Annotated in this window: 18 protein-coding genes; 4 read left to right on the forward strand and 14 right to left on the reverse strand. The window is 36.5% G+C overall.

Going from position 1 to position 19,448, the window contains the following annotated elements; genetic code table 11:
* A partial coding sequence (locus JCM15457_RS11720; RefSeq protein WP_051993396.1) for a collagen-binding domain-containing protein occupies positions 1-1,686 on the reverse strand: 1,686 nt, incomplete at its 3' end.
* Between the two features lie 483 nt (positions 1,687-2,169).
* On the reverse strand, positions 2,170-2,529 hold the full coding sequence (locus JCM15457_RS08470) for a bacteriocin immunity protein (protein WP_034989290.1): 360 nt from the start codon (positions 2,527-2,529) through the stop codon (positions 2,170-2,172).
* A gap of 630 nt (positions 2,530-3,159) precedes the next feature.
* Here JCM15457_RS08470 and JCM15457_RS08475 point away from each other — a divergent pair.
* Positions 3,160-3,957: a S41 family peptidase gene (locus tag JCM15457_RS08475; RefSeq protein ID WP_161633671.1), complete on the forward strand. Its 798-nt coding sequence runs from the start codon at positions 3,160-3,162 to the stop codon at positions 3,955-3,957.
* 339 nt (positions 3,958-4,296) lie between these two features.
* Here the strand turns inward: JCM15457_RS08475 and JCM15457_RS08480 are convergent, their stop codons facing one another.
* Entirely contained in the window at positions 4,297-4,719 is a 423-nt protein-coding gene (locus tag JCM15457_RS08480) for a helix-turn-helix domain-containing protein (protein WP_034989294.1), read from the reverse strand.
* 351 nt (positions 4,720-5,070) lie between these two features.
* Between JCM15457_RS08480 and JCM15457_RS08485 the strand changes: the two genes are divergently transcribed.
* Positions 5,071-6,105, forward strand: coding sequence for an ABC transporter permease (locus JCM15457_RS08485; protein WP_034989296.1), 1,035 nt, complete (start codon positions 5,071-5,073; stop codon positions 6,103-6,105).
* 2 nt (positions 6,106-6,107) lie between these two features.
* The gene (locus JCM15457_RS08490; protein WP_034989298.1) at positions 6,108-6,788 is read left to right on the forward strand and encodes an ABC transporter ATP-binding protein; all 681 of its coding nucleotides are present in this window, start codon (positions 6,108-6,110) and stop codon (positions 6,786-6,788) included.
* A 388-nt stretch (positions 6,789-7,176) separates the two neighbouring features.
* On the opposite strand, the gene JCM15457_RS08495 is transcribed toward JCM15457_RS08490, so the two are convergent.
* From JCM15457_RS08495 to JCM15457_RS08540, 11 genes are all read right to left on the reverse strand, one after another.
* On the reverse strand, positions 7,177-8,019 hold the full coding sequence (locus JCM15457_RS08495) for a metallophosphoesterase (protein ID WP_034989299.1): 843 nt from the start codon (positions 8,017-8,019) through the stop codon (positions 7,177-7,179).
* A 14-nt stretch (positions 8,020-8,033) separates the two neighbouring features.
* Positions 8,034-9,128, reverse strand: a complete 1,095-nt coding sequence (locus JCM15457_RS08500; RefSeq protein ID WP_034989300.1) for an ABC transporter ATP-binding protein — start codon at positions 9,126-9,128, stop codon at positions 8,034-8,036.
* A gap of 13 nt (positions 9,129-9,141) precedes the next feature.
* The gene (locus JCM15457_RS08505; protein WP_034989301.1) at positions 9,142-9,960 is read right to left on the reverse strand and encodes a carbohydrate ABC transporter permease; all 819 of its coding nucleotides are present in this window, start codon (positions 9,958-9,960) and stop codon (positions 9,142-9,144) included.
* Positions 9,953-10,684, reverse strand: a complete 732-nt coding sequence (locus tag JCM15457_RS08510) for a carbohydrate ABC transporter permease (protein ID WP_235725651.1) — start codon at positions 10,682-10,684, stop codon at positions 9,953-9,955. Before JCM15457_RS08510 ends, JCM15457_RS08505 begins: the two co-directional genes overlap by 8 nt.
* Positions 10,668-10,841 carry a hypothetical protein gene (locus JCM15457_RS12415; RefSeq protein ID WP_235725654.1) on the reverse strand — a complete coding sequence of 58 codons (174 nt, stop codon included), beginning with the start codon at positions 10,839-10,841 and terminating at the stop codon, positions 10,668-10,670. The genes JCM15457_RS08510 and JCM15457_RS12415 overlap by 17 nt, the downstream gene beginning before the upstream one ends.
* A complete protein-coding gene (locus JCM15457_RS08515; RefSeq protein WP_034989302.1) occupies positions 10,828-12,111 on the reverse strand; it encodes an ABC transporter substrate-binding protein in 1,284 nt (427 codons plus the stop codon). Before JCM15457_RS08515 ends, JCM15457_RS12415 begins: the two co-directional genes overlap by 14 nt.
* 444 nt (positions 12,112-12,555) lie before the next feature.
* On the reverse strand, positions 12,556-14,670 hold the full coding sequence (locus tag JCM15457_RS08520) for an MMPL family transporter (RefSeq protein WP_034989303.1): 2,115 nt from the start codon (positions 14,668-14,670) through the stop codon (positions 12,556-12,558).
* 54 nt (positions 14,671-14,724) lie between these two features.
* Positions 14,725-15,243: a hypothetical protein gene (locus JCM15457_RS08525; RefSeq protein ID WP_034989305.1), complete on the reverse strand. Its 519-nt coding sequence runs from the start codon at positions 15,241-15,243 to the stop codon at positions 14,725-14,727.
* A gap of 200 nt (positions 15,244-15,443) precedes the next feature.
* Positions 15,444-15,965, reverse strand: a complete 522-nt coding sequence (locus JCM15457_RS08530; RefSeq protein WP_034989307.1) for a hypothetical protein — start codon at positions 15,963-15,965, stop codon at positions 15,444-15,446.
* 92 nt (positions 15,966-16,057) lie between these two features.
* A complete protein-coding gene (locus JCM15457_RS08535; protein ID WP_034989309.1) occupies positions 16,058-17,128 on the reverse strand; it encodes a HAMP domain-containing sensor histidine kinase in 1,071 nt (356 codons plus the stop codon).
* Positions 17,125-17,796, reverse strand: coding sequence for a response regulator transcription factor (locus tag JCM15457_RS08540; protein ID WP_034989310.1), 672 nt, complete (start codon positions 17,794-17,796; stop codon positions 17,125-17,127). The genes JCM15457_RS08535 and JCM15457_RS08540 overlap by 4 nt, the downstream gene beginning before the upstream one ends.
* A gap of 303 nt (positions 17,797-18,099) precedes the next feature.
* Here JCM15457_RS08540 and JCM15457_RS08545 point away from each other — a divergent pair, with 303 nt between their 5' ends.
* Positions 18,100-19,434 carry a hypothetical protein gene (locus tag JCM15457_RS08545; protein ID WP_034989311.1) on the forward strand — a complete coding sequence of 445 codons (1,335 nt, stop codon included), beginning with the start codon at positions 18,100-18,102 and terminating at the stop codon, positions 19,432-19,434.
* Positions 19,435-19,448: the final 14 nt, after the last annotated feature.

Raw genomic sequence — 19,448 nt, forward strand, 5'->3', positions numbered from 1 at the left:
AGTTGTACTGCCAGTCGTTGAACCAGTTGTGCTGCCGGTCGTTGAACCAGTTGTACTGCCAGTCGTTGAACCAGTCGTGCTTCCTGTTGGATGGATATCCCAACGATGTGATTCACCACTAACAATATTAACGACATTTGCAATAATATTGCCGTCAATATTTACACCTGCGTTAACAGTAGCATTCGGAGCCAAAATACTTCCCATAAAGCGACCGCTATTAAAACTAAAAACTTGGTTACCATTTCCAAAATTCCAGAGAACATGATTAGGTTTGGTATGTGACTCACTATTTGGCAAGTTATTTGTTCCATCATCATAATTCAACTGAACTTGTGTTGAAACAGTTTGCCCGCCATCTGGGATACCAGTAACGTTAATAACGATTGTTGAACCGTTCTGTACGCTTGAAATTCCCTTGATTGTTATTGGCTGAGGACCATTCAGTTTTTCAAAGGGCACATTTACATAAATAATTCCGTTGGTTGCTGTTGCGTCAGTGACATCCACATACTGTCTATTCATATCTGAAAAATCTATTTTCACACCTGTGGAGTCTGATTGCGTGGAGAAATTAGTTGAATTCTGTTTTAGCTCATCAAAAACTTGTGCGAAGTCGATATAGTTATTCCCATCGGTATCTTGGTAAACATTCTCCGGTTTTAAGTCCGTCATTAGGATTCCATTAATCCACACCTGATCCCCATCGGTTTTCACATCGATATCCTTGCCCAAAACTACATGATTAAACTTTTTATTTCTGAAAGCATTACTTTGCAGATTTTTAGATAACTGCTGAATATAATACACGTCACCGCTGGTTAAATTTTGAGATTCTCCCCGAGTACCAAAATCATTCGAATTATCTAATAATGCAACTGCCAGATTACCATTAGTGTCGGCATTCAAACTAGATTGATTGGCGAAAATATGAAAGAGCGATGCCAATTTTAAAACACTATTTTCATTAAGGTTATTGATATCAATTCCTAGATTTTTCAAATATGCATCAGCATCAATTGACTTAGGAGCCGCTTGAGTTTGCGTTCCCATAACTGTTGCTTGCGCTTTTGCTGAATTCAACTCAGAGCTTGCTTTTTTGTCGCTTGAAGTTGAACTAGCTGCTGTGCTTGATTCGTTGCTATCCGCAATATTTTTTTCAGCATTTGAACTCACTGCTACATCTGACATAGTATTTGCATAATTTTTACTATTTGACGAAGGTGTTGTACTGCTTGTTTTCTCCTCACTAGTATTCGAAGAATTTATATTGCTTGACGAAGCTATTGCACTGCTTGTCCTTTCTGCACTGGTACTTCTGGACTCCTCACTACTTGATGTAGCCGTTGTACTATTTGTCTTCTCCACACCAGTGTTCGCACTCGAAGAATTTGCAGCACTCGAAGAATTTGCAGCACTCAACGAAGATGTTGTGCTGCTTGCCCCTTCTGCACTGGTACTTGCGAACTCTACACTACTTGATGATGTCATTGTGGTATCTAATTTGCTTGAGCTATTATCCCCTACGGAAGATGTTAATGATGCCGCATCACTATTATCAGCGTGAACAATTAATTCACTTTCAATGTAACCGGTCAAGCCAATTGTCGCAACCGTCACCGTAGCGAACACCCATTTTTTGCCATTTTTGTACATTTTATAATGCTCTTTTTTATTAAAAATCATATAGCTCCCCCTGTTTTATATTTTAGTGATAACTTATTAAACATTTAATCGTTATGTTACTATGATTATAAGTTAATTACAATGAATATAGGGTTGTAAATGATTCTTTTATTGGATAATTTTAGTGGCTGCCATGCAAACCGAATAGGTCATCAAAGCACTTAAAAAGTTTGGGGGAAGCAAAAAAATATTTTTGTATCGGTGATGGCACGAATTTTTATTTTTACTGTTAAGATCAGGTTTGAAAAATGTGTAACTTTAGCTCAGGTGAATAAAAACATAGTATTAAAAAAGCTTATCTCCAAAACGGAGATAAGCTTTTGATTGAACTAGAATGCTTAAACGTTCAATGTTATAGTTTTAAAAAACTTTCAGTGCTGTGCTTGTAATGTAACTAAATCTTGTTGCCCTCGGCAAAATAATGCAACTCCCATTCGGGAAGCTGAAGGAATTAGAACTAAAGCCATACCAACATCATTTGAATCAACTGTGGTGTGGTACCTTTTCAGAATAACTGTAGAATTGCGACTTGTCAGAATAATCAGACATATATGAGCCATTTAAGCCCGCTTTTTGTCCGATTACACCTAAATCTATCATTAAGCTTTCTTCCTCATGTGGGAAATGAATTCTTCCCTCAATCGCAACACTGCGTATATAATTAACGAGTCTGTTAACCAGTGCCTCTGGATTCTTTACAGTATCTAGCTTCACATAAACTTGCGCTAAGACATCGCTAATATCCAACAACTCTGCTGATTGATCCGTGCGTTTTTTCAAAAGTTCGAATAACTCTTGTATATCTTTTCTTGTTTCATCTCTGACTTTAGAATTATTGTTCATTGCTTCTCACCTTTCATTTTTGTAACAGTTTTAGCGAAATAAGATTTATGAGTGACAGCCTAGCTAGAAAGTCGTGTACATTATTTAGAGCTGACCACTGTTACGTTCTCTTCAAGCTGGTGCTTTCAGTATATCGCTAAGCAAGCTTATAAACAAATTATTTATATTATTTTTTAAAGCATTAAACTATCTTAATAATTGGATTTTTTTTAACTGAGTCCATTACATTTTTTCAGTGAGCGCATTTAAGATCTAATAAAAAATAACAAAATGTAAGTTTCTTTGCCTTTTCGTAACTTGGAGTATGGTCTTACCCTGCATTAAAATATAAATGTTCAGAAAAAAACACAGTTTTGATGTGAAACGTGTTCAAGTGCCACCAACCAAAGTCAACTTTGGCATGAAAACATGCTGGCTTCTTCTAATTTTTATCTTTCATCAAACTGAGTAACCCAATACTTCGTATAGAAAGGAACAAAAAATCATGAAACATAGAGGTTTCAAAATAATTGGTATAATTTTAGCACTAATTATTTTATTATTCTATGGGCTATGCAATATGGACCATATTTTAATTTTTACCTGTTTCCACCATCTGCTGCAAAATATGGGCAGGTCGCACTTAACGATATGGATAAACATGGTATTTATACTGATAGCAAATTATGGAGAACTACAAAAAAACAAGTTCTAACAAAAATTAAGACAAAGAAGAATTACAAACAAGTTCTCCCCTTATTAAATAAAGCAATAAAAACTGCAGGTGGAAAACACTCCTCTATTTTGACTAAAAGCTCACGAGAAATGAATAGCAAGTTCTCCCCACCCACCATAAAATATTCCGACAACATACTATATATTCACGAACCAGAGTTTTCAGGCTCAGCTAAACAAGGCAATGCTTACGCCAACCAAATCAACGAAGCTCTTCAGAAAACACAAACTTCAAAAGTAATTTTGGACCTAAGCAATAACACCGGAGGAGACATGGGACCGATGATTGGCGGAATTTCATCTCTGCTACCTAATGGAGAAATTTTTTCTTTTGTTAGTCAATCTGGAAAAGCTACAGCTATCAAACTATTCGGCTCGATGATCAACGCTGGCAGTTCAACAATTAAAGTCAACCATCCCCAAAAACTTTCTCATAGAAAAATAGCTGTAATCATAAACAACCTGACAGCTAGCTCTGGTGAATTAACCGCCTTGTCATTGTGGGGATTGTCTAATGTTAGATACTTTGGTACAGCCAGTGCAGGTTATACAAGTGTCAATCAGACCTTCACTCTTTTTGATGGGACACAGATGAATTTAACTACTAATAGCGTCAGAACACGTAATGGCAAAAATTTTTTAAATGACAAAATAGAGCCAGATCAGTTCAGTAATTCTCCTGTAAAAAGTGCTACAGACTGGCTGACTCGTTGATTTTCCAGAAGCAGATCTTGTCCTGATATTATTCAATTACTGCTACCAGCTACAGTTACACTAAATGTTTTTTGCAAAAAAGGGAGCTGTGTCAAAAGTCAACTTTTGGCACAGTTCCTCTTTTATTTCGTATAAACGTGTTCCATATGTCACACTTTCCTTCTTAACTCGATTTGTAAACATTGACGAAGTTAACCCTAACAAAGTACATTAGCAAGATCATATATTAGCACTTAACCCGGGTTAAGTACCCCATTGTTCATCAAAAATTGGGGGCTGCCTTTCCTTAAGCTCACAGCATTATGCTATTTAATAATCCAAGCGCCTAACTCACAATTTTTAATAATTATTGTATCCACTGACGTAACCACTAATAAAATCATAAATATTAGGCCACAAGTAAAGTGCAACCAGAATAAATAGAAGACACACACTAAGCCTTGAGAAGGCCGCTGTAGCCTTATGCCAGTTGATTGAACAAGCAAGACCTATTAAGAGCGCTACTTTGGGGAGTTCTGTCCATACCTCTACTGTATTTCTTCTAATCTGCATAGAAGAGGATGCTGCATAAAATACAATTGCCAGCACCAAACCACAAACTATGCTGAGCCAAACTTTATTTTTATCCCAAAAACTTGGTACAGCCGCACCACATTCCCATTTTGAAATTGATTGTCGTGAAATATGCAGTTCTTCAGCCAATCTTTGCTGCGACCAATTTCTTTTATGCCGATTTAACTTTAAAATCTCAGCTATTTTCAATTGAGCGCCTCCTTTCTGAAACCAATATACTAAATCTTACTAGTTTTTCGAAGCACTTATTAGTTGCAGCCCAAAAATAATGGCTGCTGCTTTTAATGGCAGCATATGCGATAAGAGAAACTAAATCTTACCGCTTTGTACTGCCTTTTCCAACTGGTTGCTCTTTATTAATTATTATTGAGCTTTTATTAGTTTAAGCTGCTTTTTTCTAAAAATTTACACTATTTCACTTCTCTAGTGAGTTAAATTTCAACCCATTTACTACAAATACTATATAATGGTACACAGTGGTCTTTAGACAAGCGCTTAATATAACACTTACAATATCAAAATATGAATTAGGAGAATGATATGTTTTTAGCTATTAAAGAAATCTGGTATGAAAAATTACGTTATTCATTAGTGATGGCATTAATATTCCTAGTAAGTTATTTGCTGATTATTCTAACGGGCTTATCTTCTGGTCTAGCGAACCTCAACAAGTCAGCTGTTAATGAATGGGGGGCTAAAACCATTGTGCTGGATAAGGACTCTGAGGGTCGATTAGCACAGTCCTTTTTATCTAATCAGACCATCAAATCAACTAATGGAACAGCACTTTCACAATACAGCTCTATAGTAAAGTCGAAAAAAGGTTTGAAAGAAAATTCGACAATTATTGCGGTACCCAAAAATTCCTTCGTCTACAATAACCTTATTGTTCTTAATGGAAAGAATTTCACTTCAAACGGAACTGCTCTTGTGTCAGACATATTCAAAAAAAATGGTTTTAAAATTGGCGACACCTTATATTTAAACAATTCCACTGTTAAATTACGCATTGTCGGCTTTACGCCGCATGCTACTCTCAGTGCGACACCAGTTGTGTATACCTCTTTCACAACGATTAGACCGCTAAATCGTGGAACAATTAATGCGATACTAACGGTTAAAAGCAAAATTAGGCAGCCCAAAAATGCTATGGTTCTTAGCGTTGAGCAATTTATTAACAAGTTACCGGGTTACAGCGCTCAAAAGACTACATTTAATTTTATGATTGGTTTTCTCTATATCATTATTTTCATCGTTATTTCAATTTTTCTGTACATTTTAACAATTCAAAAATTACCGAATTATGGCGTGTTAAAAGCTCAAGGTATTCCGACAAAATTTTTAACGCTAAACACAGTGTCTCAATCATTAATTATATCCATAATTGGAGTTTTAGCCGCTATTTTACTTGGTTTTGCCACTACAATTTTGATACCTAGTGAGGTGCCCATTGTCATCAATGCGTTTAATATCGTATCTACCAGTATTGGTGTTATTCTCATGTCATTATTCGGCAGTATTATTCCGATCTACCAAATAGCAAAGGTTGATCCATATAAAGTAATTGGAGGATAAGTATGTCAAATCTAGTTTTTTCATCAGTTAATAAGATCTTCGGCTCAGGCAGCAGCCGTTATGTTGCTTTGAAAAATATAGACTTTGAAGCTAACAGCGGGGAATTAATTTTAGTAGTTGGACCATCCGGCTCTGGAAAAACAACTTTTTTAACTATTGCAGGCGGTCTACAGACGCCAACCTCTGGTAATGTGAAACTTAATAATAAAACAATTACAAAACTGAACAAAAGGGAACAAACTCAACTTCGGTTACATAAAATTGGGTTTGTTCTTCAATCCTATAACTTAGTACCATTTTTATCCGTTAAAGAACAATTTGACTTAGTAGATAAAGTTAAAAAAAATAATGCGTCAGCTCAAGAGTTAGATCAATTACTCGAGGATCTAGATATTGTTTCGCTGAAGGAAAAATACCCTAATCAACTCTCAGGCGGGCAAAAACAACGTGTCGCAATCGCTCGAGCCTTATATACAGACCCAGAGTATATTTTGGCAGATGAACCTACAGCGGCGTTAGATACTGAACGGTCTAGCGAAGTAATGAGGTTATTAAAAGAACTAGCTCATAAACGTAATAAGGTGATAATTGTTGTTACCCATGATATGCGTCTAAAAAACAATGCAGACAAAATCTACCAGATTATAGATGGCAAAATGTCTCTTATTAGTGAGAACTTGTAAAAATTCAGTAGTAAACTTAGAATCATTCAAGTCTTTAACTCAATAATAACTTAATAGCTCATGAAATGCTTTCAAATTACTATTATTGGCAATGATAATAAACAGCACTCCATTCTCCCATTCAAATTCACAACATTTTACACAGAAGAAGTCTAAAAAAGCCCAAAATACTCATTTGAAGTATCTTCGGCAAAATGACATTATACTCGCTCTCAGCTACAAAGTGATAATTCTACATAACCCTCAAAACTCCGGCAATATACTGGGTTCTTTAGTTGGCTATTTCTCCTTGTATTTGCTGTTTTTTATTCTTACACCTGTAATCACTTTAGTTTTTATTTTAAGGGAATTGGTTGATTAAAAACCTAAAAATTACAACTGCTTGTTATTACATTATAGTTTTTAAATCAATAAAATCTGTTTGTGCAACATCAATTTTCTTGATTGTTTCTTGACCACAATAAAGATATCTATTTTCAACCCCGATTTCCATTTTATCTGAAAGCGTGATTATGCTATACCCTGATGCATCACTTACATAATGTTGGTGTTTATCTCGACAATCGATATGGTAAGCGGTTGATTCAGCAACGCTATTCAATATTCCATCTATTGAGTAGGTTGTTGAAAAATGTACGTGTCCCGAAAAGATACCTTGAATATTTCCTTGTCTGCAAACCCGCAGTAAATCCGCTCCATTTTGTAAAACGCTAAATCGCATATGATGTAAAGAAGCCCCTGCAATAGGATGGTGCATGAAAATTAAAGCTGGGCGTTTTGGCTCTTTTTTCAAATTCTCACCAAGCCAGTCTAGCTGTTCTTTATCAAGATAGCCTTGTTCGATATTTCCAAAGGTCGTATCCAAAAAATAGTTATCTTTTCCATTAACGGAAACTTTGTGATAGTACTTGTTTTTGACTGATTTTTGCAAAAAGCCATGATAGAAAGCCTCCGTTCTATCGTGATTTCCTAGTAATACAAAAATCGGGGTCCCTAATTCTTGCTCCTTATAATGTAAAATCTCTCGCAGATGAGCATAATCAGTTGCATTTCCTTCATGAATCAGGTCACCTGTTACCACAATGAATTCCGGCTTTTTTTTTATCTTTTTTATATCGGCAAATACAAGGCTTAGTTTATCATATGGATCTAATCGCTGATTAAAGGATGGCTTATTTCCCATAGATGTTAAATGTGTATCCGAAATTTGAATAATCAATGTGTCTTTCATTATGCACCTCTTTCTTAGCTTTCGATATTGATCCCGCTAGTGTACTCAAAAAATAAAATTCTTTCTTCAGAAAATGAAGCATATGCCAGATCACCATTTTTAAATTCATTGTTAGTAGTGATTGCTTTAATGTTTTGCTCTTCACCAATATTCAATAAAAGTTGCTGGTAGCGCCCATAGTCAATAACCTGCTCGACTTTAACAGGCAATTCAAGGCCTGTCGCATTTCTTTTTTCACGCTTTACGCTTACATGCTCTGGTCTTATTCCTAAATGTAATTTTCCGTCCGATAAAGCTGCTTTTTTCAAACATTCAACACTTAAAGGTAATAATTTATCTTTTAGATAAATTTGCTCTTTTCGATAGGCAATCTCTAAAATATTGATCTGTGGTGTTCCGACAAATTTAGCCACAAAAAGATTAGCCGGATGATTATAAATATTGTCTGGCGTATCAATCATCTGAATTTTTCCTTCATTGATAATCGCAATTCGATCTCCCAACGCCATTGCTTCTAGTTGATCATGTGTTACATATACGATTGTCTGCTGATTTTTCTCGTGTAAATTCTGTATTTCATCTCGAGCTTTCTCACGCAACTGAACATCAATATTCGAAAGTGGTTCATCTAAGAGAAAAATTCTGCTCTTCTTTGCCATCCCTCTACCTAAAGCCACACGTTGTTTTTGCCCACCTGATAACTGCCCCGGCAAACGATCTCGATAAGCCGCTAGATCAAGGGTTGCAATAATTTTTTTCAATCTATGTTCACGTTCATTTTTTCTTACTTTATGAACTTTTAACGCGTATTCTAAGTTTTGGTAAACGGTCATATTTGGATATAAAGCATAATCTTGAAAAACCATTGCAATATTTCGCTCGTAACTCGTCATTTTTTGCGCATCTTTGCCATCTATTAAAATTTGCCCATCACTTGGTTTTTCCAAACCTGCCATCATACGTAAAGTAGTCGACTTACCGCAACCGGATGGTCCTAATAGCACCAAAAATTCCCCATTCCTAACCTTTAAGTTCATTTTCGAAATAACATCGGTTCTCTTATACTTTTTTGTTACCTTGTTCAATTCTAAAGCTGCCTTATTACCCATAACTGCTCCCCTTCTATTTTAATCCTGAGCTGCTAATACTATTTAAAATATATCGTTGAAATATTAGATAAATAATCAGTGGCACAACAATCATGATTGTTGAGAGTGCCATCGCTAATGGAAAGTTTGTGCCACCTTCACTTGAAATATAGTTTTGCAAAGCCAGTGGTAAAGTAAAACTGCTTTTATCCTTCAAAATCAACGTAGGCCAGACATATTCATTCCATGAATTAATAAAGAAAATTGCCCCGACACTGATAATACTTGGTCGTAAAATTGGGATCACAATATCCTTCAAGATCTTATGCGAAGAAATTCCGTCAATTTCTAAAGATTCGATCAAACTATTAGGGATTTTATCCATCGCTTTTAAAAAAAGCATAATTCCTGTCGCATCACATAATTGAGGTAATGCTACTCCAAACGCCGTATTTAGTAAATTAATCTTGGAAATCACTAAATAATTAGGAATCATAATTACAGTAAATGGTACAAAAATCGTTGAAACAAAAACCAAATATACCCATCTTTTACCCTTAAACGAAAAATATTTAAAGGCATAAGCTGCAAGCAATCCAGTAATTATTTTACCCAGTGTTACGATAGTTGCCATAAAGAATGTATTCCAGATAAGGCGTAGCAAATTTACTTGCCTTCCTAATGTTGTATAATTATTAACTGTTGGATGCATTGGGATTATTTGCAGCATCGAATGGTAAGAATCTTGCAATGTCTTAAAGGAGTTTGAGATCATAAAAACAACCGGTAGCAAGAGGATCAAGCAAATAGCTAACAATATGATGTGCCATCCACTTTCTTTGAGCTTATTCATATTCGCCTGTCCTTCCTTCAACAAATTTCATTTCCACGTAAAGTAATACCAAAAAAATTATGAAAGTAATTACAGCCAGTGCGGAAGCATTCCCTGTCTTATAAAGCACAAAAGCGTTTAGATATGTGTGGTAGAAAATATTAGAGGATCCATAGTACGGTCCACCTTGTGTAATAACACTGATAGGTGTAAAAACATATTGCAAGCCCTGAACGATCGTTAAAATAAGAACGTAAAAAGCAATGCCTTTATTTAACGGTAGTACAATGTCCCAAATCATTCTCCATCTGGGAATGCTATCCATTTTCGCCGCATCAACAACGTTCTGCGGAATACTCCCCAGACCTGTCAGAAGTAGTACAAAATTGTATCCAAAAACCTTCCAATTGGTTATCAAGCACAGCATTACTATTGCCATAGCACTAGAATTGGTCCAATTAGGTAATACAATTCCCACGTGTCGCAATAGAAAAGCAACCGGTCCCGAAACAGGATTCATTATCCATGAGAATAACATCGCCCCGACAACAAGCGAAAATAGACTTGGAATAAAGAAAATTATTTTATACGAGCCTTGCATTTTGTTGATGAAAAACTTTACTATTACTGAAATAAGATATGGAACTAAAAAATTTAAAAACAACAAGAGTAATATATAAAAAATAGTGTTCGTCAATACTTTTCGATTCACCGGATCTGTAAAAATACTAGTGTAATTTTTCAACTACAAAATCTTTTGTTGGGGCGATTAAGTTCCAATCATAAAAACTTAAATAAAATGTATAAATTATCGGAATAATCATAAAAACCAACAGAATCAATGCTGTTGGCGAAAGATAAGCAATCGTTAAAAACTTATTTTTGCTTCTACTGCTGTTCATTGATCTTCTCCTGAGCAGATTTTAGTGTTTCTTGCACATTGCTGCCCGATAAAATCTTATCGCGTGCATCAATCATTGTTTGTTCTGCTTGTAACCCATTCTTAGAAAATGAGGTCCATGGAACAGCTGTTTTAATTTGACTGGTAGCAGCTTTCAGCATTGGATTTTCATTCAAATAACTTTTGAAATCTTGTGAAGTAAGTGCACTTTGTGTTGGAGGCAAGTAGCCAGTCCCTTTGCTCCATGTCACTAATGAACTGTTTTTGTACATATATTTTTCAAAAGTCCATGCTGCTTTTTGCTGTTCACTCTTTTGTGCGGTTATTGCTAGCATCGATCCACCTACAGGTACCGTTGCCTTGTGGCCCTTGAAATGTGGTGAAGTAACTGCTTTTACATCAAAATTAGAGCTTTTCTTAATGTGTGAAGCTTGTGCTACGGTCGTGTATGCGATTGCTACCTTTCCATTCAGAAAGTCATCAATTCCTTGGGCCCATGGGGTATGTAATGCTGTTTTCTCTTTAACCACCATATCTTGGTAAAACTGATATGCTTTACTTCCATTGGTACTTGCAAAAGCCGCCTTACCGTCTTTTTTAATCTGTGATCCATTACTCAGCAGCAGTGCTTGCTGAGCCCATGTGTCACCGGGTTCCTGGATGTAAAGGCCATAATTCCCACTCGCTTCTTTAATCTTCTTAGCTGCAGCACGCACGCCTTCCCAAGTTTCCAAACTGTCAGCACCTATTCCGTACTTATCCAACATCGTTTTGTTGTAATATAATACAGGTGTGCTCAGTGAATATGGAAGTCCTACCAGATTACTCTTGCTGTCTTTGGCAAAAGACAATGTTTGTTTACTAAAATTCTTGTTAATAAAAGTTTTATTAGCGTCAAACTTACTCTGAGCATCTGTTGGTGTTAAATATTTAAAATTATCCGCAAAATAATTTGTGTACGCCCAACCAACTTGAACTATATCCGGTACTTTCCCTGATGCCTGTGCAGATTGCAAATTTTGCATTAACCCTTGATACATATTAGGATTATATTTTGCTGTAACCTTAATATATTTATGTGTTTTATTAAAGTTCTTTACAAGTTCATCAACTGACGTTCCTCCCTGTGTCTGAGCATTAACATGCCAATAAGAAACGTGAATGACCTTTTTAGACGATGCCTTGGTACTTGAACATCCTGCAAATAATATAGCTAACACTAATAGTGAAGCTGCACCCATTATTTTTTTTACACAACTATTAATTTTCACTTAAATCTCCTCCTCGCTGTATAATAATAAACTCAAATTGTATTTATCTTGTTTTGGTATTGTAATTTTTAAGTATGCATCCAGTAATCAAGCTGTAAAATATTTTTTTAGATATATCGCCACAATTTTTTGCTCTAGGTACATACAGATTGAGTATCATTAAAATATAAAAAAAGAAACATAGTAGAATTTACAGCAGGATAAAGAATTCTCTTAACTCGCTGTACAACTCTACTAATGCTGCTTGATTTTATATAATCAAGTAATATTTACTAACTCAGCTATTTATACCAATGGGAATTTCGCTTAATATTGCCTTTCCCTGTCGGCTTTCTATATTTTTTAAAAATACCGATTTAGACCGCTCTTCAAAATACACACTAAAAAGTGCGCTAATCAGTCGATAGACTTTTAGCGCACCTTTTTAATATGTTCGAAAACGGATTAATCGATTGAAATATTAGGTAATATTTTATCGAGCCACTTAGGCAGATACCAGCTGGCTTTACCAAAGAGGGCAATGGTTGATGGAACTAGGATAAGTCTGATAAAAACTGCATCAAACAAGATTCCTAACGTCAAGGCCAATCCCATTGACTTAACAATTGCATCACTCGCAAATATAAAGCCTGAGAAAACCGCCATCATAATCAAAGCAGCTGCAACGATCGCTGTCCCGCTTTTTTTCATTCCCGAAATGACTGCTTTCTTAGTGTTCTTGCTCTTCACGTACTCCTCACGCATTCGGCTGACTAAGAAAACCTCATAATCCATCGCCAGTCCAAACATGATACCAATAACCAGCACCGGCAAAAAATTCAAAACGCTGCTTTTAGCAGGAATATTCAGTAAATTGATGAAATTACCATCCTGCACGATGTACACCACTGTCCCTAAGGTAGCTCCTAATGATAATACAAACCCTAATACTGCGACCAGCGGTATCAACAATGAACGAAAGATCATCATTAACAGTATGAACGCAAAACCAACAATCAGTATCGCAAATTTAGGCAAAGCTTTCATCAGTGCATCTGACATATCAATATTAATTGCCGTTGATCCTGTCACTAATAACTTCGGCAGCTTGTCCTTGTGAGAATAGCTGCGGATTTTATGAACCAAATTCTTTGTTTTAACACTGTTTGAATCAGTTTTCGGCATTACTGTGATCATTTGGTACTTATTGTCTTTGCTCGACATCATAGGTGTTGCAGATTTGACATTTTTTAACTTACTTATTTTTTGAACGACTTTTTGTGTGTCTTGTTGATCAGAGGTCTTTGCCAAAACTGCCAATGTTGACTGACTTCCCTTGCCGTAAGCCTTCGTCATCAAATCATGTGCTCGACGCTCTGTAAGATGTGTTGATTTAACTGCATCATTTGGTAAACCTAGATTGATATGTGTAAATGGCACGGTCAAAACACCTAGGCCACCAATTATCACAACTGTGAAAAGTATTTTATATTTCGTTATAAGTTTGCCCCAACCGCCTTCGATCCGCAATTTGTGTGTTAATTTTATAATCCGATTGCCCTTATTTGACGAAACACGGTCACCCAGCAAACTCAATAGTGCTGGCACCAGCGTCAAGGAAGTTATAATAGCAGTAGCGACTGCTATCGCCGCTGTTATTCCCATTGCGCTTAGCATCGCAATCCCAAGAACCGACATCCCTAAAAGTGCAATGATAACTGTGACTCCCGCAAACAAAACAGCCGTCCCAGCTGTCGACATCGTTTTCGCTAATGCCTTTGACCTGTCAGGCTCCTCTTCTAACTCTTGGCGGTACCGCGAAACAATGAACAAAGCATAATCGATTCCGACAGCTAACCCCATCATTCCAACTAACGATAATGCAAATGAAGCAACCGGCAAGAAGTGACTGGCAATAAAGACAAGCATCACACCAACGATCAGACCTAAAAGAGCCGATAAAATAGGCAAACCTGCAATCAGGAGTGAGGCAAATGTAATTGCTAAGACAGCAAAAGCAACAATAATTCCGACAAATTCAGCACGCTCGCCGTTATCAATCTCAGATATAGTCACATCTGTTGAGGTTAGCTCTGTTTGAATTTGTTTTTCACGCGTCGTCTTGATAGATTTCATTAACTTCTTGACGGTTTTTTGTGAAACCTTCTCGCCCTTTTGTTTGTAAATCACCAAACCGTATGCTGTCTTGCCGTCTTTACTGTAATTTCGCAACATTTCTGGCGGAACAACGGATTTGACTTTTTTGTCCTCTTTAACTTTTGCAAGCATCTTGTGAATAGTTTGCATGTTTTCTGGAGTTGTCAGCTTAGCTCCATTTTTGGAATGTAGAACAACAGTGACCTGTCCCCCCTTCTGGTTAGCCGCTGGAAATTCTTTCTTCATCAAACGGTTTGCTTTCTCCGACTGCGAGCCCTTAATCGACATCCCGCCGCTTTTGAAATCCGAGCCAACATGCATCCCAGCAGCAATCGAGATCCCGACAACTATTAAAACAACTGCTATTACCAACTTGGCGTGTTTTGATATCCAAATACCTGTTTTTCCCAATAAATTCTTCATATTAATCTTCCCTTATGCTTTATTATCATTAGTTTTTCGTGTCAGTCAGTTTGCTTACACTAGCGGTAACAATTGTCCCGCATTTTTTTTCAAACGATTGATCTCCTTGAATCGTTGCGTGATTGAAGGAGAAATTTCTGCTGTTTTTCTTTTTCTAGCATTTTTATAGCTTGGATATGCTATCAACCAGCCTATTAACCCCATAACTACTAATGCAACTGCAACAACTCCAAACGACAAAACAAACGCTAGGATGGAGCCTAGCAGCAGCACTGTTCCTGCAACACCAATCACATATGCAACTGCCGCTGCCAGAAAGTTTCTTGCCTTATTCATATGACTAATTTCTTTCATTTTAAACTCAAATCTGCGTTGCAATTCTGACAATTCCGACTTATTTGGAATTTGGGCGCTCCTTCGAAATTTCAAAGTTACTTTTGCTCCATCAAAGCGATCCTTGTGGTAACTTATTCCTTTCAATTCCCAACCAAAACCTTCATAGCCATCAATATAATTAGGTGCGTATTTACGCTCGACGGTGATTTTTTTATAATCATACTGTTTTTCTTCCATTTTTCCTCTCTCCCTCGCTAACATTTTCTTCCGTCAATTAACTATGCCCTTAATTTATACCCACAATATTTACTAAATGTTTTCAAGATGTTTGAGTAATGTTAATTAAGTTTTTTATTTTTCTTTTAAACACCAAAAAACCCAGAACATTGATTCTTTCGTTCTGGGTTGCTTATAAAAATATATTTGCTTCTTATAAATTATTCAAAATGGCTTAATCCGTATGCTTTCTCACAAATCTTATATATCACATCATATTCTTCGTCAATCAATGGTTGGAGCCTGCGACTGGCACGTCCAAACTGGATTCTATATAAAGGAATTGGCAGTATCCATCCCAAGAATCCTAGAATTCCAAGGAAGATCATAAACAGCAGCGAACCAGCATTACTTGCGAAAACCGCTCCCGCCATAAAAAACGTTCCAAAAAGTCCAAGCAAACATGCCTGAATTGTTGGAAATAGTTTCTTCTGTTTTTCCATTCTTTCAACATCTGACATACTTGCTTCAAATTTATTCTGCAACCGTTTAAGTTCTGCTTGATTTAACAACTTGCGATTTCTCTTCATACTGAATTGAACTTTGTTAGGACGCTCCTTGGCTTTACCTTCCATCTCAACCTCCCAGCCAAAATTAGGATAAGCATCAATATAAACGTCGCTGAATTCTTTATCAACTAAAAGCTTGCGATACTCATAACCAATAAATTGTTGTTTATTCATTTTCTTCACACCTATCGTTAAATTCTTAGCCTTATTTTCCACCACTTACATTGTACAGGAAAAACTTGTGCGAACTGTTTGAATAATGTTAATTATCGATTATCTGAAACTGGGAGCCATATTTTGAAATTACTCCCCTTTCCAACTTTACTGCTTAGACTCACAGTTCCATTCATTAGTGTTATAATTCGCTCAACTAGCGTTAGCCCTAGGCCATTCCCCTTTTCAGAATGTGATGTGTCCCCTTGATAAAATTTATCAAACACTCGCTTAGCAGTTTCCTTATCCATCCCGCTTCCCGTATCAATTACTTCAACTTCAACCCCATCGCTATTTTTATGTGCTTTAACCGAAACAGTTCCGCCAGTAGGAGTAAATTTGAAGGCATTACTCAATAAATTCTGCCAGACGATTTCCATCATTTCAGCGTCAGCTTTTACAAAAATATCGTCCGGTACTTCCACGTTGATGGTCACTTTTTTTTCTTCCCAAACCTTTTCAAAAGTTAAAATCATATCAACTAATTGCCGGCTGACATCGTATTCTTTCGTAGTTGTTTGAATAATTTGATTTTCTATTTTATTCAGCTTTAAAACATTCGTTACTAGCAAGGCCATCTTGTCGGTTTCAGCTATAATAGTTTCTACATAATCATCTAATTCACCGTCTTGGGGAACCTGCTCCTGTAAAACTCCGGCATAACTCTTTATCACCGCCAGCGGAGCTTTAAATTCGTGGGAAACATTAGCCACAAAATCATTTTTTAGCGTTTCTGTTGAACCCAGTTCCTCAACCATCGTGTTAAAGTTTTCAAACATATAATCAAGTTCATTGTATTTTTGTGCTGAATGCATTGGCTTCAGATATATCGAAAAGTCCCCTTTCGCGACTTGTTTCGTCGCCTCACTCAGACGTTTGAGTGGAACATCAAAAGCAATATATTTTTGGTAAGCAATGACCCCAGTAAAAACAAGCGACACTAGCAGCCAATACAATAGCAGGTACCACTTCAAATAACTGCTGGCTAATTCATGAAGATACTCACCATATAGCAAAACTGGCAGAGAGGAAACGATCATTAATCCAACAAGACTGCCTAGATACCCCTTCAGTGAAATGTTGCTTATCGTCGTTTTTTTTTCTCCCTTTTTCTTTGTTATCATTTAATAACCGCCTTATAACCTAGCCCATGAACCGTTACAATCTCAAAGTCGTTAAAATCTGAAAACTTATTTCTAATTTTGGTAATATAGACGTCAACTGCACGCAAACTTGTAGTGCTGTCTACACCCCAGAATTCATCCAGTAACTGTGCCCGTGAAAACGTTTTGTTCGGATAGGAAAGTAATTTGAATAAAATGTTGAATTCACGCACAGTTACTGGGATGTCTTTGTCTTCGACAGTTATACTTACTGAATCTGAATTTAACACCATATTTCCAATCTTAAGTCGGCGATCATCTGCAATATTGGATCTTCGTAATAAGGCTTTGATCCTCATTAAAAGTTCCACCATGTTGATCGGTTTCACCATATAATCGTCAATCCCAGATTCAAATCCAAGCTGCTTGGACTGAATATCATCTCGCGCCGTTACAAATAAAATTGGGATACCCGGATTTATTTCGCGCACAGTTTGTGCGAACTCAAAACCATCAATATCAGGCATCATTACATCGGAAATAATCAAATCAAATAATTGGTTATACATCTTATCATACGCATCTTGTGCTCCAAGTGCTCCTTGGGCATTTTGTCCATGATTATTCAGATAAGTGCAAACTATCTGATTGAACTTTGTATCATCTTCTACCACAAGAATATTTGCCATAAGTTAAATCTCCCTTAAAGAAATCAATGTTTTTTTATTTATAGTATACATATTAGATCTTCAAACACCTAATTTCTCTCAGCTGAAAAATGCAGTCTTCAAAAACTATTAAAAAGATCTCTCACTTGAGTAACGTGCTTTCTACACATTCTTTAGACATTTACTGAGTTTTATGCCGTTTAACATTTTGAAAACACTTCTCAAACAACTCGGTAACACACCTAATCTATATTAAGGTCAACCTTGATAAGCAAGGTGTAACTCGGTAACCCAAATAAGCATACCTTGAAGGAGCAGATTACTATGACTACAATTACAAAAAAAGTCACTTATCAAAGTATTTTTGAAACTAAAAATGGTCAGGACTATCTAGCTGTTTTGGCAGACAATGCCAAAATAACTTCTGGACAATCTTTTTTATACACTAAAAATGGTGCAAGAAGCATGATTTTTGAAATTAGGCTGACTGAAGACGTCGAACAACAGACTTTACAACAGGCTGTCAATCTGTCGTTGCAGCGTTTTCCATATTTCACTAGTAAGTTAATCGAAAAGAACAGTAATTACTACCTAGCACACAACAAGCTGCCTGTTGTTGTAGCAGAAACTGATGAATTACGTGAACTCGGCAGCAATAGTGTTAATAAGCATCTGATAGATATTATTTTTAAGAAAAGGAGGATTTTGATCGCTTATCACCACGCGATGACTGATGGTAGGGGAATTAAACCCTTCGTTGAAACATTACTATATTATTATTTTGCACTTAAAACCAAGACTTTCCCATTAATTGATGAAATTAGCAAAAGCGATGATCCGTTGAATCCAGGCGAGTTGCTTGAACCCTTCGAAAACTTTCAGCAAATTAAGCAAGAACAACAGGAAACGCCGCAAATCAATCACAATGGGCACCAGCTAATTGAGTCCAAACACAATGAAATTGGAGATAAAAGCTGCCGCTATGAACTAGTAATTAATCAGGAAGACTTCATGCATTTTGCTAAAGCACATAATGCTTCATTGGCGATCGCACTTGCCATCATGTTGCAACAAGCAATTCGCAGAGTTTATCCCGACATAGAACTTCCCGTTGTTGCAAATATGGCCAGTGATCTGCGCCAAGGAGCTGTTCATAAAGAATCATTTAGAAACTGTGTCGGCAGCATTGCTTTACCTTGTAACACAGATATTTTAAGTGATAAAGATTTTACTGCATTGGCAACAAAATACCGCGAATTAATCAGGGAACACAAACAGCCTGCAAGCTTGGAAACAGATATCCTAAAAATGATTCATCTGTTCGATAAACTAGACAGTCTCAAGACTCATAAAGCTAAACAGGAAATGTTTTCCTTTTTCAACAACATGATTATCAACTCTTTTATCCTCAGTTATTCTGGACAAACTAAATTAGGTGGTTTTGAAAAGTATATTGACGAGATGCATACTTATATGAGCGGGACAAAAGGACTATCGGTTCAAGTACTAGCAACTAACGGGAAAATTTTTGTTGATATGCAGCAAAGTTTCAATAGTAATGTCTATTGCAAGACCCTATCGAACATTTTGAGCGAGTACAATATCGCTCATAAAGTATCTGAGGAAATCATGTTCGAAACACCGCATGCCCAAATCTGAATACACCGTCTGTG

The organism is Liquorilactobacillus sucicola DSM 21376 = JCM 15457 (assembly GCF_000612445.1).
GTDB classification, from domain to species: domain Bacteria; phylum Bacillota; class Bacilli; order Lactobacillales; family Lactobacillaceae; genus Liquorilactobacillus; species Liquorilactobacillus sucicola.

What these genes read in the sequence shown, in the direction of transcription:
- JCM15457_RS08470 (WP_034989290.1), bottom strand. Translation starts at nt 2,529, where the DNA reads ATGAACAATAATTCTAAAGTCAGAGATGAAACAAGAAAAGATATACAA.
- JCM15457_RS08475 (WP_161633671.1), top strand. Translation starts at nt 3,160, where the DNA reads ATGGATAAACATGGTATTTATACTGATAGCAAATTATGGAGAACTACA.
- JCM15457_RS08485 (WP_034989296.1), top strand. Translation starts at nt 5,071, where the DNA reads ATGTTTTTAGCTATTAAAGAAATCTGGTATGAAAAATTACGTTATTCA.
- JCM15457_RS08490 (WP_034989298.1), top strand. Translation starts at nt 6,108, where the DNA reads ATGTCAAATCTAGTTTTTTCATCAGTTAATAAGATCTTCGGCTCAGGC.
- JCM15457_RS08495 (WP_034989299.1), bottom strand. Translation starts at nt 8,019, where the DNA reads ATGAAAGACACATTGATTATTCAAATTTCGGATACACATTTAACATCT.
- JCM15457_RS08500 (WP_034989300.1), bottom strand. Translation starts at nt 9,128, where the DNA reads ATGGGTAATAAGGCAGCTTTAGAATTGAACAAGGTAACAAAAAAGTAT.
- JCM15457_RS08505 (WP_034989301.1), bottom strand. Translation starts at nt 9,960, where the DNA reads ATGAATAAGCTCAAAGAAAGTGGATGGCACATCATATTGTTAGCTATT.
- JCM15457_RS12415 (WP_235725654.1), bottom strand. Translation starts at nt 10,841, where the DNA reads ATGAACAGCAGTAGAAGCAAAAATAAGTTTTTAACGATTGCTTATCTT.
- JCM15457_RS08520 (WP_034989303.1), bottom strand. Translation starts at nt 14,670, where the DNA reads ATGAAGAATTTATTGGGAAAAACAGGTATTTGGATATCAAAACACGCC.
- JCM15457_RS08525 (WP_034989305.1), bottom strand. Translation starts at nt 15,243, where the DNA reads ATGGAAGAAAAACAGTATGATTATAAAAAAATCACCGTCGAGCGTAAA.
- JCM15457_RS08530 (WP_034989307.1), bottom strand. Translation starts at nt 15,965, where the DNA reads ATGAATAAACAACAATTTATTGGTTATGAGTATCGCAAGCTTTTAGTT.
- JCM15457_RS08535 (WP_034989309.1), bottom strand. Translation starts at nt 17,128, where the DNA reads ATGATAACAAAGAAAAAGGGAGAAAAAAAAACGACGATAAGCAACATT.
- JCM15457_RS08540 (WP_034989310.1), bottom strand. Translation starts at nt 17,796, where the DNA reads ATGGCAAATATTCTTGTGGTAGAAGATGATACAAAGTTCAATCAGATA.
- JCM15457_RS08545 (WP_034989311.1), top strand. Translation starts at nt 18,100, where the DNA reads ATGACTACAATTACAAAAAAAGTCACTTATCAAAGTATTTTTGAAACT.